Source organism: Oscillospiraceae bacterium, assembly GCA_015068645.1.
GTDB lineage: Bacteria > Bacillota > Clostridia > UMGS1840 > UMGS1840 > SIG452.
The window spans coordinates 128,333-143,537 of record SVKD01000001.1 but is presented as its reverse complement, the minus strand read 5'-3'; the positions used below and the strand labels follow the sequence as shown (position 1 = coordinate 143,537).

Below are 15,205 nucleotides of genomic sequence, written 5' to 3'. Positions count from 1 at the left end.
GTCTTTTTTTGAAATTTTTTTATTTTTTTCTCTTTTGTTTCAAACGAAAGAAAATTTTATAAAAATTTGTCGGAAAGCTAGACAAATGATGAAAAAAATGTTATAATAAATTGAAATATTTGTTGCGAGGTGATTGCTGTGGTTACATCCTCTAAAATCACTGTTCGTTATCAGGAAACAGATCAGATGGGAATTGTGCATCATTCTGTGTATCCTGTGTGGTACGAGGTTGCCAGAACAGATTTTTGCAAAGAAATGGGATTTTCTTATTTACAAATGGAACAAATAGGGATTATGACACCTATTTATGAGGTGCATTCTCATTACAAAAGTCCGGCACGGTATGACGATGTGCTCACTGTTCAAACCAAAGTAAAACGACTTACACCTTATCGAATTGAATTTTACTATGAAATTTATAAAGAGAATCAATTGATCCATTATGGGGAAACCATTCATGTTTGGGTGGATGCCGGTGGATTTAAACCGCTGAATCTTAAAAAAAATTTCCCCGTGGTATATGATATGTTGGAACAAACGATAGAAAAGGGAGAAGAGAAATGAAAAAGATTTTAGCAATTAGTTTGATTTTTGTTTTGTGCTTGTTGTCAGGTTGTCAGAAAAAAGTTGATACCCCTGAAATTACAGGTCTTGTCGAGGTAATATACAATGAGCAGAAAATTGTTTCGGAAGTGGTCACCACCCATTGTGATAATGCAGAAGATGTGTTGTTGGAAGTTTGCCAAAAAAACAAAACCCCTTATCAACTAAATGACCATATGTTTAATGGATTTGGCGGATATGCCTCCACAGAAACAGACGGCTGGATTTTATATGTAAATGATGAAATTGCTGATAAAGGTGCCTATGAAATGAAATTGGAAAATGATTTCAAGGTGGTTTTTTCTTATGTGAATTATGACGAAGTATTTTTTGCAGAGTGATTTTTTAAAAACGCGCAGAAAGGATTTTTAAAATGGGTTTGTTTCATTCTTATATGAAGGAAGGAAAGGGGGTTGAAAAGAACGAATTACGTCCGATTCGCCCTTTGTATTTTTTTCAGCTTTTCGGTAGAAAGTTTTGGCAAATGTGTCAGTTGAATCTTTTATATGTGTTGCTTACTATCCCTGTTTGGTTAGTGCTTTGGATGTTTCTTTTAAGTGATGCTTTGAAATTTGAATTTTCTTTGCAACTGGTGGGAGAGCTTCTTAGCCGAATTGGTTTATTCTTTATTCTGTTTTCCTGGACAATCGGACCGGCAACAGCGGGTATGACACATGTTTTAAAATGTTATGCCACGGAAACACCGGCATTTTTATATGCTGAGTTTTTTGAACAGTTTAAAAAGAATTTTAAACAAGCTACCCTGATGTCAATCATCAATGGTGTATTCGTATTGTCTTATGCCTATACAATTCTGGGTGCACAGTCACCGATTCTTTTATTTGGCGGACATCTTACCCTTGGATCGATGCAAGGAATATTATTGGTTTTAAATATTCTGCTGATTTTTATGGCATATTATGTTTATACGATGATGGTGACGTTTGAACTGAAATTTTCAGATTTAATTAAGAACGCTTTTATTTTCGCTTTAGCAAAATTACCACTTAATATTTTTGTCTTGATTTTGGTGGCGACAATCTCTTATGGCGCATTTGCATTTATGAAAATTATAGTTGGTGTTGTGTTATCGGCTGTGATCGTGTATGCGTTATGTGGATTTTTAGTAGTCTTTTCAATTTATCCAACCATTGAAAAACATATGCTGATTCCTGCACAAAAACTGGAAGAAACCAAAGAAAATAGTGAAATATAAAGGAGAACATAATTATGAATCAGAGAGTTTTTGACGTCTATGACGGTGTTGACATTATTGCAACACAATTACAAAACAAAAATGGATGTACCGCAGAAATTATCAATTTTGGAGGTGTCATTCATTCTTTGAAAGTACCGGATAAAAACGGTAATTTTCTGGATGTGATTTTAGGCCATAATACTGTGGAAGAATATCGTACAGATGGTGCAAGCCATGGTGCATTAATCGGTCGTTATGGTAATCGTATTGGGAAAGGTAAAATCAATGTCAACGGAGTAGATTATCAATTGGCATTAAATGATAACGGTATCAATCATTTGCACGGCGGTAATATCGGATATTCCAGAAGAGTTTGGGATATTATTTCTGTTAGCGAAAACAGCATTACTTTGTCTTTGGTAGATGAAGACGGAACTGAAAATTATCCCGGAACGATCCGTCTAGCGGTTACCTATACTTTAACTGACGATAATTCTTTTGATATTGAATATCGAGCAACCACTGATAAAGATACATATTTCAATCCTACCAATCACGCGTACTTTAATTTATCCGGCTATCAAGGTGGTCCTATTACCGATCATCTTATGAAAATCAATGCAGATTTTTATACTCCCACTGGAGCAGATTTAATTCCTACCGGTGAAGTTCGTTCTGTGGAAAACACTCCCTTTGATTTCAGAACTGCAAAAGCGATTGGTAAAGATGTGGAAGCAGAAGATGCTGATCTGAAAAACGGTGGTGGATATGACCACAACTTGATTTTAGGAGAACCCAAAACCTATAAAGAAAATGCTTGTGAGATTTATGATGAAAAGAGCGGTATTGTGATGACGGTTTCTACTGATATGCCTGCTGTTCAGCTTTATATCGGTAATTTCCTGGATGGCTCTTTCAATGGTAAAGATGGAAAACCTATTACCCGTCGAACCGGCTTCTGTTTAGAAACTCAGTATTCTCCGGATACCCCCAATCAAGAAAATTTTCCATCTTGTTTGCTGAAAAAAGACGAAACATTTTATTCTAAAACTTCTTACCGTTTTGCATTAAAGTAAATAAAAATTAAAAAAGAGCGCTTTAGCGGCTCGCTCATAAGGAAGTATTAAGATGCGGCGATACAATATAGTTTTTACGGCTATTGTATCGCCGTATTACTTTTGATTAAAAATATTTTAGATAGCAAATTCTTGAAAGTGCTGTGGTATGTCGATTACTCCAACTGCAGTGTAATAAATGTCAATCTGTTGAATACGCTGGCCATTTTCTTTTATGGGAGCATGGATTTTGATTTTGTCAATTAAATCATTTACCACTCTTGCATTAAGCTCCTGAATATCTGTGTACTGACGAACAATTTTTAAGAAATACTCAACATTGTTTATGGTTTCTTCGCTTTATATAAGTTCTGTTTCAAGTGTTTCTGTTTCAGCTTTTAAGAATTTTTGTTTTTCCTCGTAATCCTTTGATAGTTTTTCAAATCGTTCATCTGTAATCTTGCCACTTAAGTTATCCTCATAAAGTCTTTTGAAGATTATGTTGCTGGATTAGAGAAATAAAATTTAATATGTGAAAAAATTCACCCATCATTTGCGATATACTAATCGCAGATGATGGGTATTTTGTTTTATTACTGTACAAAAAAATGCACACAAGCAGAGATATAATATTAATAAAGAGAGGTAATTCGCTATGATTTTTTATAAGATAATAACACGAAAAACGAGAAACGAGAATACTGAACAAAATATTGAAAAACAAAAGTATAGGGAAGCTACAGAAACACTATATCAGAATTTAGAAGAAAATGCATATATTGCAGTTACTGATATATCCGAATTTACCTGTACATTAATCACGGCAATAAAACCGGAAATGACACATACGTACACTGCTGCATCACTTGTCGAAGAATTTAATAAGGTTACTGAAGGAAATCTAATCATAAAAAATTATGTAGAAACTTCACTCAGTCAGTTTAAGCGTTCCTTGCGCAGGTCAGAATATGAAGAGTACATAGAAAACGAGAACAAAATTATATCAGATTTGAAACTTGAATGTGACTGCAGATATAAAGAGATTGTTGCAAAAGATATTACTAAAAACCAGATGGAAGAGCTGGCTCAGGAACTTTTATATGACAAATCCATGAAATCAGAAATTGACAGAATATATCAAGTGAAAAACAAATCAGAAAAGTTGCATCATCCTGTTCACTATATTATCCGTTCTAATAATGAGGATGATTATCACGAAATCATAGAATGTCTGCTATCGGCTTTATATGAAAACAACAGAATATTTTCTAAACGATACAGCGAAATCGAAGTTTACGACCGTATGGATAGCGGCAGGCACGATTTAATCAAGCTGTATTCCATGCAACGAGGTGGAACAGTAGTTCTGAAGGTGGTGCCAAATCGAGGTATTGAAAGCACATATGAAATCGATAGACTTTGTGACCATATAGAAAGAATAGCAAGAGTAATCAATAAATTTAATCAAGATGTTCTGACGGTATTTATACTGCCACAGGTGTGTGAAAAGGAAACGGAAGCCATATATAAAAATACAGAGTCTGTATTTGTTGAAATTGTACCTGGAAATGCATGTGGTGAAAGAGCTAGAGAATATTTGAATTATATGGCGCGAAAGGCTGAGGTAACTGTTACAGATTCACTTTACAGAGGGATAGATGATGAAAAAGCATTAAGTAGACAAGAATTATCTGAACATTTTGCGAGTTGGTATTCTCATCACATAAGAACTGAAATGTATCCGCAATACACCGAGATTAAGAAGAAAATAAATGATGAAAGTGACAATCGATTTGGAAAAGCATTAAAGGAATTAAACGAAATGATTGGTCTTAAAAATGCAAAAAAGATTGTATATAATGCGCTTGATTATTATAAGGTGCAAAAAATGTATAAACAGCTCGGAAAAAGAACAGAATCACCTTCCATGCATATGGTATTTACAGGTAATCCCGGGACTGCCAAAACCACAGTTGCCAGACTGTTTGCGCAGATTTTAAAGGACAATGATGTTATAACCAATGGAAGATTTGTGGAGGTAAGCAGAGCAGATTTAATAGGTAAATACGTAGGACATACTGCTCCACTTGTAAGACAAGCTTTTGAAAAAGCGGCAGGTGGTGTACTGTTTATTGACGAGGCATATTCGCTTCTTGATGATAAAGGTGGTATGTATGGGGACGAAGCCATCAACACCATCGTTCAGGAAATGGAGAATAGACGAAATGAGACGATTGTCATCTTTGCCGGATATCCAACTGAGATGGAAGCTTTTTTAAGTCGCAATCCGGGACTTAAATCTAGAATTGCTTTTCATGTTCCGTTTGACGATTATTCCCCTGAAGAACTTGTTGAAATAACAACGCTTATGGCAAAGAACAAGAATGATATAATTGATGAATCGGCCCTTGAGAAAATTCGGGGAATTTATAACGATGCAGTAAAGATAAGCGATTTTGGCAACGGCAGATATGCAAGAAACATAATTGAAAAAGCAGAGCTAAACAGAGCTACTCGACTTGCAAAACTTGACTTTGATGAGGTTACAAAGGATATGTTGGAAACCTTCATTTCGGAAGATTTTGAAGCCGATAAAAAACAGGTAAAGGAAGAAAAAAGAATTGGTTTTCTTTAATATGAACGGAAAGAATAATTAAAAAATATTTAGGAGGTAGAGAAATGTTTAAAATAAGTGAATTTTACAGCAACAACAGATCAGGTAGATTTGAAATCGAAAAAAAGGAAAATTTATATAGCCTTAGATTAAATGGTAAAACCTTAAAAGAAGGATATGAAAATATCTTTTCTTACGGCGATAATCTATTTGTTTTAGTATCCGGTGGGAAATTTGGGGTGGTGCAATATGATGAAGAGCTAAATGAAGTTTGGTCATTGCCCTGTGAATACATAACACTTGACGAATATTGGCATAATCTTTTGTTTTCCAAACTAGATGAACTCGTATATTATGCCGAAGCATCAAAGATGTGGATAAAGCTTATAGATGCATCTTCGGACGGGAAATTTTTATATGCTGAAGATGAAAAAACATATCTGATTATAGATTATAGCGATGGAAGTATTATATGGCAAGAGGATAAAAGTAATAAACACTTTATTGATAAGCCTTGCTTTGTATTCTGCGGCAAGGTAAATGAAAATCCAATATTTTATGACATTACCCACGCAGAGTACATAACAAAAACATCTGATGGATATATAAGACACAAGAGCTTGCCTTCTCTGCAAAAACCAATTATTGTAAACGGAGTCAATGTGGTCAACATTTGCTGTGAAAATGGCAAAATCGGAACTATTGATGAGAAAAACAAAAAAATAATCAAGCCACGTTGGAACGAAATCAAAGTTGAACTGAAGGTCACATATCAAGGCAGTGACAAACCACGGGGAGAGACATTTAACATTGCTGATATAAAAGCGGATGATGTTATATCAATTGAAGAATGGTAAAAAACGAAAAAAGGAGTGTGTAATATATGTGTTGGCATGGTGGCCCTATGAAATTAGATGAATATCGAAAAGAAGTGAGTGGCATATATAACATTTATCAGACTATATTTGAAAAATCGCAGGACGAGGAAGTGTACGAAGCAACTTTGAATTTCAGAGATGATGAAGATTTTGACTATCAAGAGGTTAATATCGCTGACAGGGTTGTGAAAACAAGTTTTTATAATGACAATAGTGATTTGCAGGATTTTGAAATAAAACAAACTATCGAAAAACTTACATATGGAACTTCATATTATGGTTGCTGCTACTTGCGGTAGGCTAGATATTCATTTGTTAAATGAGATTTTATTTTCTTTGTCCCAAACAGGTATGATCAGAGTAGTAGCAAAAAAGTAAATTTGATTGTTTGAACAATGTTTATTGTTCAAATATACAGTATAGCGATTATAAATATATTTTGTTTAAACTGTACAATAGATAAGATAAAACAGAGATTACAGAAAAACGCATGTGGGAAGAACTTCATAAAACAGGGGTTTTAGTTATGAAAGATAAAGAAATACGTAATATTTTAATTGCTTATTTAAAAGCAAATAATCAAGAAGTCAGAATTTATCAGGAAAAAAATATCGGATCTGCTATTTGTGATGTTATGGCGGTTACGGATAAATTGATTGGTTTTGAAATCAAAAGTGATAGTGATAATTATCAGAGATTAGAAAGACAGATAGCGTTCTATGATAAGTTTTTTGATAAAAACTATATTGTAGTCAGCAAAAAGCATATTGCAAGTATCGAAGCTAAAGCACCTGAACACTGGGGCATTATATATGTCGACAACAATGATATAAGAATTGTGAAAAAAGCTTCTGTAAATAATAAGGTGTCCAGAAGAAATCAGCTTACAATTTTATGGAAAATAGAATTGAAAAACCTGCTTATAAAGAATTGTCTTCCGTTGTATGCACAAAAAGATAAAGGATATATAATGGATGAAATTTATAAAAAGGTAGAATTGGGACTTCTTGGTAAACAAATAGCCAACGAACTCATGAAACGTGATTATTCTGTGTATGATGCAAAGGACTACACGATATATAATAAGCAGGAAATCCCATCTATTGAGATTATTGACTCACTTTCTGAACAAAATTTTGACCAATTGACTTTCGAAAAATGGATTGAACTTTATCAGATTGCTAAGGATATTCAAAAAGAAAAAGAAATAATTTATGCAAAACAAGATGTAAACAGAACTCCCCACGACATCACATACAAAGATATAGAGGCTTCTTTAGGTGTGCCATGGATAAGCAAAGAGATAGTCAATGATTTTGTGAATTATATTATAAATGGCAACAATAACGGAGAATATTATAACCTTGTCAAATATGAGCCTGTTACAGGCGCATGGCATATAGATAATAAAAATCACTTCAGGAATTCAAATGTTGATACAAAATATGGAACGAATTGTCGAAATGCGTTATATATAATTGAATCAATTTTGAATCTCAGGGAAATAAAACTCTATAACAATAACGGCACCTTAAATGAAATAGAAACTATTGCGGTTTTAGAAAAGCAAAAGCTTATAAATGCTGAATTCAAAAGATGGGTGTGGGAGGATGAAGATAGGATATGGGAAATCGAAGAAAACTATAATAAAATATTTACCGGATATACAACTGACAATTTTGACGGCAGTAAACTTTCATTTCCGGAAATGAACCCGGAGGTTGAATTGTTTGATTATCAGAAAGATGCAATTCAAAGAATTATATCCTCTCCAAACACGCTTCTTGCATTTGATGTTGGTGCAGGAAAAACATATATTATGATTGCTGCTGCTATGAAAATGCGTCAAATGGGAATATCACGAAAAAATTTATTTGTTGTGCCAAATAACATTACAGGACAATGGGAAAAGATTTTTACACTTCTTTATCCGAAAGCGAGAATTTTAACCGTTGAACCGGGAACGTTTAAACCTGCAATGCGCGAGAAAGTTATGATGCAAATGAAAAACGGGGATTATGACGGTATTATTATTGCGTATAGCTGTTTTGAACAGATACCGTTGTCATCGGAATATCTTTCAAGTAATCTGCAGGAAAAAATCGATGAAATTAATGTGAGTGCAAAAAATTATTCTATATATGTAAATCGATGGGAAAGAAGTGCCATACAGCGTGAAATAGAGTATATCAAAAAACTAACAGCATCTTTATTAAAAAAAGTAATATCAAAAAACTCGTGTGTTACATTTGATACATTAGATATAAATACAATTTTTCTTGATGAAGCGCACAATTTTAAAAATATACCAATTCGCACCAAACTAAAAAATCTGCGAGGTATAAATACTTTAGGTTCCGCACATTGTCACGCTATGTTACAAAAGGTCCGCTGTGTTCAGAAATTAAATAACGGTCGCGGCGCTGTTTTGGCAACGGGAACGCCTCTTTGCAATTCTATTTCCGATGTATATACTATGCAGATGTATTTGCAATATAATGCATTGTGTGCCTGCAATCTTGAAAAATTTGATAACTGGGTAAAAACTTTTTCGCAGACTGAGTTGGTCTGCGAGGTTGATGTTACAGCTTCAAATTATCGTTTTGTATGCAGATTTGCAAAATTTTTCAATCTGCCGGAGCTATCCAAAATGTTTTCCTCTGCAGCAACATTTTATTCTATGGATTTAGCGGATAATATACCTTTGCACACCGCATACACGGATATACAGGTAAAAAAATGCAATGAACTTGACAAATATATGAAAAAAATCTGCAAACGAGCTGAGAAAATACGAAATCGTAAGGTTCACCCCAAGGAAGATAATATGCTTAAGGTAAGCACAGACGGACGCAAGGCGGCACTGGATTTAACATTAGTTCACAAAGCTCAGCCTTATGACCAATATTCAAAGCTTGTGAAGTGTTGTAATCAGGTTTTAAATACATACCGTGCATATCCCGGTTGTACTCAACTTGTATTTTGTGATTTTTCAGTACCAAAGGCAAGTGAATTTAATGTTTATTCTAAAATCAAAGAATTATTGTGTGAAAAAGGTATAGATAAAAATGAAATTGCATTTATTCACAATTATAAAACGGAAAGCACAAAGCTGAAATTATTCCATGATGTCAATGCCGGAAAAATCAGAGTGCTGATTGGCTCAACTTCCAAGCTTGGAATCGGCACAAATGTACAGACAAAGCTAAAAGCCATACACCATCTTGATGTTCCGTGGCGTCCTGCAGATATGACTCAAAGGGAGGGAAGAATATTAAGACGAGGCAATGAAAACGAAGAGATTTTTATATTCAGGTATATAACAGAAGGAAGTTTTGACTCATATTCCTGGCAGATTCTTGAAACAAAACAAAAATTTATATCACAGTTTTTAAGCGGAAGTTCATATCAGAGGAGTATTGAGGACCTCGACAATAACGTTTTGAGTTATGCTGAAGTAAAAGCTCTTGCTCTTGGTAATCCTATTATGAAGCAGATTGCAGAGAAAGAAAATGAAATTAAAACACTACAGATTCTGTGTAATAAAGACGCTGAAAACAGAAGAAAACTAGCTGAAAGAATATCAGAGCTGGAACAAGAAATCCCTGTGTTAAAAGAAAGAAAGGCTATGACATTAAAAAATGAAACGTATTTAAGCAGTATAACAAATAATATGTATTTAAGAGAAATGAAGGCATCAAAGGACATATTAAAGCAAGAACTTATAAACGCTGCACCTTCGGGCAAGGTACTGATGTCATTTTTGGGATTTGATGTGGTTGCCAAAGAGATGAGAAATGATAAATTATTCATATCATTAAAACGAGGTGGTGTGGAATATTCGGTTGAGATGGGTTCATCTGCCCAAGGGAATATAAAGAGAATTGTCAATTTCTTAAAAAGGTTTGGTTCAACTGTCAGAGCAGAACAGGAACGTATTGAGAAAATACAGAATGAATGTGACGAGGCAAAAAAATCATTGTCTCTCCCAAATGAGCATTATGATAAATTAAAAAAATGTAAGGAAGAGTATGAGGAATTAATGGAAACAGCAAAAATAAGAAATTTGGTAGAATAATATAGTCTTAAATTTGCAGGATTAAAGGAGGAAAACAATGAAAAAACTTAAACATTTTATTGGAGAATTTAAAAAAGGGTATATCTATTGTATTGCCGGACGACCGGGAATGAGAAAAACAATGTTTTTAAAAGAAATTATCAAGGATGAAAAAGACAAAAAAATTACGGTATTTTCTTTAGAGACAAAGAGAGAAAAATTTATGGCAGGACTTGAAAATCATAAAAATATTACTGTATATGATACTATAAGAACAATAGAGGATATAGAAAAAGTTCTGTGGGAATCAAAGCCGGAGATTGCAGCGATAGATTGTTTTCAGCTTTTGAATTGCGAAGGAAATAACTTTGACGAAATATATGCCGTAGCGAGCATTCAACTGAAGAAACTTTCAAAAAAGTTAGGTATTCCGATCATTATTGTGTCTCAAATTGGGCGAGAATGTGAGAAAAGAATTGACAAAAGACCGAGATTAGATGATTTTCGCTATACAAGTTACAGAACTCTGTTGCAAGATGTTGATTGTATCATGTTTTTGTATAATGACCATTATTATGATTGGGCGAAAGAAAGCAAACAAGAAATTATTATCGTGAAAAATCGCGGTGGAGAGATTGGGACAATTGTTGAAAAAACAGAAAAGGAGTGAAATGGTTTGAAAATATTTATTTGCAGCAGTATTATTGTTCTTGTTTTATTATTGGGAGGGTGTACAGGAGAAAAACCTGAATCACATATCGAAGAAAAGTCAGCGACGCAAGAAACGGTGGTTGCAACAGAGGTTCAAACAGTAGAAGATGTTGAGCCGGTTAAGGAAAGTGACCGAAAAACGACAACAGATAACAACAAAGAAGACGGTTGGCTTACATATGCTGAAAAATATGATACAGAATATCGCTTTACAGACCTTTATCTGCCTGCAAAGTGTTGGCTGGTTGGAAAAGAAAATATAGTGGAGATTATTTCTGTTGGTGGTATTGATGATGTTACTGTTACAGAGCATACGGCGGTAGAAAGAGTTGAACATTCAACTGTTATGAATTTTTGTAATGTAACGGTATTTGATAAAACCGGACAATCGATTTCGATTATTGTTTCGCCGGAGGATTCTGAAAAGCTACTTGGCTTGATAAAACAAAACTAAAATATTACAAAAAACAGGCGGCTATGGTCCATTAAAACCATAGCCGCTTGCTTTTTATGCTTTGTGAATTTCAATGAGTATTTGCCCGCCAGGAAGCCTTGTTAGTGTTTCGAGAGCATTGGAAATGCCGATTCTATCCTCGTCTTCCCAAGGAAAGTTTGCAAAATCCATAGTTGAACCATCGGAATAATGTATGTAAACGCGAGCGAGGTTGTATCTTTTGGATTCATATAAATATCTATAATCTTCCTGTGGCCAACCGAGCTTTTTGTGGTATGCCATATTCTTATAGTCGAGTTTGAAACATATTTTCAGAAGGATATATTGTCGGTTGTAAGCTCCATACAATCAGTATTTGAAAGAAGCAATTCTATTTTTTTTATCATATCAAATTCTCCAATCAAGAAAATAGGTTAACTGCAGACGGTCTTGAAAATTAAGAAATATTCTATTTTACAAATAAAGTCGCTTCTCCATTTTGCGATGAAAGGATTTCTAAAGATGTACCATTCGAAAAAACTATGGTATAGTCTTCGTTCATTCCTTCTATGCTTTTAATGACAGTGTTTTCTGTAGCTGAATTGCATTTTTTTAAAACATCATCAAAGAAGTCATCTGTAATTAAAGCATCTTCTTCAAGTAGCACTGATGATACTGCCTCTTCACAACTGAACATGAGGTCATTAGATGTTGCGATGACTTTATTATTGGTTTTAAGTCTCCATATGCATGTATCGTTATTTAATCGAATGGATGACGAACCAAAGAAAAATTCAATAAATTCAGGCGACCAATAAGAAACAAGAACCTGTTCTCCTTCAAAGTTTTTTAATTCGTTATTCATTTTATATCCTCATTCTTTCAATTTAGCTTAAAAGCCTAACACATCCTGCAGGAAGAAAAGATATTTTCTGCCCTCCCTGCAACGCAAATGCATAGCATTGTGTTAACCTATTTGTCTTTGTCCATACCATTCAACGCCAGTTGCACCAAGCATTTTTGCCTGCGCTTCAATCATCTTTTTTGCTTCTTCCAAATAATTAGCCTTGATGATATCAGTTTTTAAGCCGTAGTTCCAAGAAATTCCTGTCGGCTTCCATTTCATTTCATATGTGTTCATTTGCCTCACCTCCTGAGATTATTCTAGCATAGGGGGAGTACATTTTTTTGTACTATTAACCATATACTTCTTTGATTTCAATTTTTTCTTCTCCGTTAATACTTTTGATTTTAAAATTATATCTGTCGTTTTGACCGATTTTTCGCTTCCCGCCATTTGACGTTGGAAAATATAAAAGTTTATTTTTGAAATCAGCAATTTTTTTAGGTATTGAGTTAGATGATATCATAAAACAATATCTGCTTTTCCAATCATCAAAATTATTTCCAATTACACTATACATATCCTCTACATTAAATCCGTCTGTACTATTGCAGAAAATTTCTGCTTCTTCCAGTGACTTAATTGATTTAAGAGCTTGCGTATATTTCCATTCTCGTTCTCTGATGGCTAGTGGATATTTAGGGAAATCATATCCTTCCGGAAGGTTTTTTCGTTGACACCAAGAATTTTCATCAACTCGGTAAATTCCAACAACTTGAGAATTGTATAATGCAAACACATATTCTATTTTGTCAACTCTGTCTTTACTTATTTTCCATGCGGCACGTGAACAGTCATAAATTGCTAATTCTTGTTCATCAGGATTTAAATCTTTACAGTCAGGATAAGTTTTGCTTATATTTACCAACATGATGTGTGAATTATTAATATCTGTAATTAGAATATCTTCGATAGCGCATTCTTTCAAAAATTCATCGATGCTTCTTGCCCTGGTTTCATGTGCAATGTTATGCTTTTCTTTCTTGCTCATATGACCATTTACAATATTTGTTAGAATTTTTTCGTCGTGTATACTTTTTGCGTTTTCAATGTTTATATTTGTGTTATTAATGTAATAGTACATATTCATCAATGCAGATTCAACCATAAAAGCTTCTTCTTCGGTTAATCCCCATTTTACTATTACTTTGTTTATCTTTATATTTTTTTCTTTCAACGATTTTATCTTAGAATATTTGGCACTGATATCGCTCGTAATTTGAGTTATCATATGTTTCCTTTTTTCCTCTAAAGAAAGTAAAACATCAGTGTCGCCCTTTGCTTTACTAATCTCTCTATTTATTGCATTGTTAATTTCATTAATATGATAATTGATTTCGGACTGTTTTTCTTCCTCACCATATTCATGTTGCCATACTCTATCACCTTGGCCTTTGCCTATATAGAACGGTATTCTTTCGTCACATAACATATAAACATAGAATCGATCTTTTTCTGAATCATTACCTAATGTAGTTGTTATTCTTTTGATTTCGTTTGTATCCATTTCTTTCACCTTTACACTCCGTATTTATTATTTTTAAGTTTATTGATTACTGCCTCTCTTAATTCAAGAGGTTCAATAATTTCACATTTATCAGGGTTGTTATAAGCGAATGTAAGAACTCTGTTTTGATTAGCTGTGTGAACAACCGTAAATGTACCATCAGCGTTGTCGCGAAGCTTTGCGTTGGGACCGAAGTAGTCAACTACCTCGGTTGCGAAAGAAGAGTCGCAAGTCATACTAAATTTGCGTTTTCTTTCGTTATGTTCTGAAACATCCATATTAAGCGGAATTGAATTAAGGTTATGAATATCAATTCGTGTGTTTTCGAGTGCTTCAAGATTATACATTCTGTCAACTCTGAATTTGTATAATTTCTTGTCATCGCCAGCACATATTAGATACGAGGTAAACTCACGTGTATGATATCTTACAGGAGAAAGAGTAAATGTGTTATCATACATTTTTACTGGTTTTCCGTTTGAATCGTATTTCATGTAATCAAATGCGATTTTTTTATTGCTAAACATTGCAATGTTAATTTCATTTATATTTCCGTAGAAAACTGCCGGTAATTCTTTCTTGTTGACTTCTGACACAACATTATGCAGCGTTGCACAGTTATACTTTGGCATAAGTCGCTTTGTTTTATAGTATAGAGAACGTTCTTCATCTACAGGGAGAAGTGGATTTAGTTTTATCGAATCTAGTAAAGCTTGTACTTCGTCAGCGTCAAACATCCTGTCCTGAAGCATATCTCTGTTTGAGAGCAATAATTTGTACTTGTAATCTTCTGAAACAATGTTATATCCAAGGTCCTGTAAAATTCTTATTGCAGGATATACGGTTCTTCTCTCGATTGTCATTCCGTAAGCTCTGTAGACAGCATCGATTATCTCATTTGTAGATAACCCGTGATTTATATCGGTTTTTAATTCTAAAATTCTTAAAATACACACAGTATTGGCTCTTGGTGTTAAACGTGATGTATGAGGCTTGTTGCGAGGTCTTACTTTGAAGAAAGTAATAATTTTGTCCTCTCCGGCAGGAAGTGGGATCTTAGCCTCTCTTTGTCCATTTTTAAACGACCAGTAACTTTTGCTCGGACGCGGAATATTATATGTGTCGCAAGCAGTTACCAGACTTCTGTAGGATATTGAAAATTCTTTCGAAATGTCGGCAATCGGCTTTTTCCACATTTTTTCATACAAATCAGTTCTTTTCATTTTTACTAAATCTGACATAATA

The 15,205-nt window shown here is 34.0% G+C and carries 14 protein-coding genes; 10 read left to right on the top strand and 4 right to left on the bottom strand.

Annotated elements, in window-relative coordinates:
* Positions 1-138: 138 nt before the first annotated feature.
* Genes E7413_00670 through E7413_00655 form a run of 4 tightly spaced genes read left to right on the top strand, consistent with a single transcriptional unit; the run spans position 139 to position 2,877 of the window.
* Complete coding sequence (locus E7413_00670; protein MBE7018381.1) at positions 139-564, top strand: acyl-CoA thioesterase; 426 nt, start codon at positions 139-141, stop codon at positions 562-564.
* Positions 561-944, top strand: coding sequence for a DUF4430 domain-containing protein (locus E7413_00665; GenBank protein MBE7018380.1), 384 nt, complete (start codon positions 561-563; stop codon positions 942-944). Before E7413_00670 ends, E7413_00665 begins: the two co-directional genes overlap by 4 nt.
* A 32-nt stretch (positions 945-976) precedes the next feature.
* On the top strand, positions 977-1,819 hold the full coding sequence (locus E7413_00660; GenBank protein ID MBE7018379.1) for a DUF624 domain-containing protein: 843 nt from the start codon (positions 977-979) through the stop codon (positions 1,817-1,819).
* 14 nt (positions 1,820-1,833) lie between these two features.
* Positions 1,834-2,877: a galactose mutarotase gene (locus tag E7413_00655; GenBank protein ID MBE7018378.1), complete on the top strand. Its 1,044-nt coding sequence runs from the start codon at positions 1,834-1,836 to the stop codon at positions 2,875-2,877.
* 117 nt (positions 2,878-2,994) lie between these two features.
* Here E7413_00655 and E7413_00650 read toward each other — a convergent pair whose 3' ends face one another.
* Positions 2,995-3,204, bottom strand: coding sequence for a DUF4368 domain-containing protein (locus tag E7413_00650; protein MBE7018377.1), 210 nt, complete (start codon positions 3,202-3,204; stop codon positions 2,995-2,997).
* Positions 3,205-3,511: 307 nt separating this feature from the next.
* Between E7413_00650 and E7413_00645 the strand changes: the two genes are divergently transcribed.
* The 6 genes from E7413_00645 to E7413_00620 all read left to right on the top strand — a co-directional run bounded on the left by E7413_00645 (position 3,512) and on the right by E7413_00620 (position 11,570).
* Entirely contained in the window at positions 3,512-5,491 is a 1,980-nt protein-coding gene (locus E7413_00645) for an AAA family ATPase (GenBank protein ID MBE7018376.1), read from the top strand.
* 44 nt (positions 5,492-5,535) lie between these two features.
* Positions 5,536-6,327, top strand: coding sequence for a hypothetical protein (locus E7413_00640; GenBank protein ID MBE7018375.1), 792 nt, complete (start codon positions 5,536-5,538; stop codon positions 6,325-6,327).
* Positions 6,328-6,374: 47 nt separating this feature from the next.
* Positions 6,375-6,647 (top strand): hypothetical protein, encoded by a 273-nt coding sequence (locus E7413_00635; protein MBE7018374.1) that lies wholly within the window; start codon positions 6,375-6,377, stop codon positions 6,645-6,647.
* Positions 6,648-6,838: 191 nt separating this feature from the next.
* The gene (locus E7413_00630; GenBank protein MBE7018373.1) at positions 6,839-10,426 is read left to right on the top strand and encodes a sce7726 family protein; all 3,588 of its coding nucleotides are present in this window, start codon (positions 6,839-6,841) and stop codon (positions 10,424-10,426) included.
* Between the two features lie 37 nt (positions 10,427-10,463).
* Positions 10,464-11,075 (top strand): hypothetical protein, encoded by a 612-nt coding sequence (locus E7413_00625; protein MBE7018372.1) that lies wholly within the window; start codon positions 10,464-10,466, stop codon positions 11,073-11,075.
* Between the two features lie 6 nt (positions 11,076-11,081).
* Positions 11,082-11,570: a hypothetical protein gene (locus tag E7413_00620; GenBank protein MBE7018371.1), complete on the top strand. Its 489-nt coding sequence runs from the start codon at positions 11,082-11,084 to the stop codon at positions 11,568-11,570.
* Positions 11,571-12,018: 448 nt separating this feature from the next.
* Here E7413_00620 and E7413_00615 read toward each other — a convergent pair whose 3' ends face one another.
* The 3 genes from E7413_00615 to E7413_00605 form a co-directional block, all read right to left on the bottom strand.
* Positions 12,019-12,414, bottom strand: coding sequence for a hypothetical protein (locus E7413_00615; GenBank protein MBE7018370.1), 396 nt, complete (start codon positions 12,412-12,414; stop codon positions 12,019-12,021).
* A gap of 331 nt (positions 12,415-12,745) precedes the next feature.
* Positions 12,746-13,969: a hypothetical protein gene (locus tag E7413_00610; GenBank protein ID MBE7018369.1), complete on the bottom strand. Its 1,224-nt coding sequence runs from the start codon at positions 13,967-13,969 to the stop codon at positions 12,746-12,748.
* Positions 13,970-13,971: 2 nt separating this feature from the next.
* The gene (locus tag E7413_00605) at positions 13,972-15,201 is read right to left on the bottom strand and encodes a WYL domain-containing protein (protein MBE7018368.1); all 1,230 of its coding nucleotides are present in this window, start codon (positions 15,199-15,201) and stop codon (positions 13,972-13,974) included.
* Positions 15,202-15,205: the final 4 nt, after the last annotated feature.

Coding starts and splice junctions, on each gene's coding strand:
- E7413_00625 (MBE7018372.1), top strand. CDS start 10,464: ATGAAAAAACTTAAACATTTTATTGGAGAATTTAAAAAAGGGTATATC.
- E7413_00630 (MBE7018373.1), top strand. CDS start 6,839: ATGTGGGAAGAACTTCATAAAACAGGGGTTTTAGTTATGAAAGATAAA.
- E7413_00655 (MBE7018378.1), top strand. CDS start 1,834: ATGAATCAGAGAGTTTTTGACGTCTATGACGGTGTTGACATTATTGCA.
- E7413_00640 (MBE7018375.1), top strand. CDS start 5,536: ATGTTTAAAATAAGTGAATTTTACAGCAACAACAGATCAGGTAGATTT.
- E7413_00645 (MBE7018376.1), top strand. CDS start 3,512: ATGATTTTTTATAAGATAATAACACGAAAAACGAGAAACGAGAATACT.
- E7413_00615 (MBE7018370.1), bottom strand. CDS start 12,414: ATGAATAACGAATTAAAAAACTTTGAAGGAGAACAGGTTCTTGTTTCT.
- E7413_00605 (MBE7018368.1), bottom strand. CDS start 15,201: ATGTCAGATTTAGTAAAAATGAAAAGAACTGATTTGTATGAAAAAATG.
- E7413_00660 (MBE7018379.1), top strand. CDS start 977: ATGGGTTTGTTTCATTCTTATATGAAGGAAGGAAAGGGGGTTGAAAAG.
- E7413_00665 (MBE7018380.1), top strand. CDS start 561: ATGAAAAAGATTTTAGCAATTAGTTTGATTTTTGTTTTGTGCTTGTTG.
- E7413_00635 (MBE7018374.1), top strand. CDS start 6,375: ATGAAATTAGATGAATATCGAAAAGAAGTGAGTGGCATATATAACATT.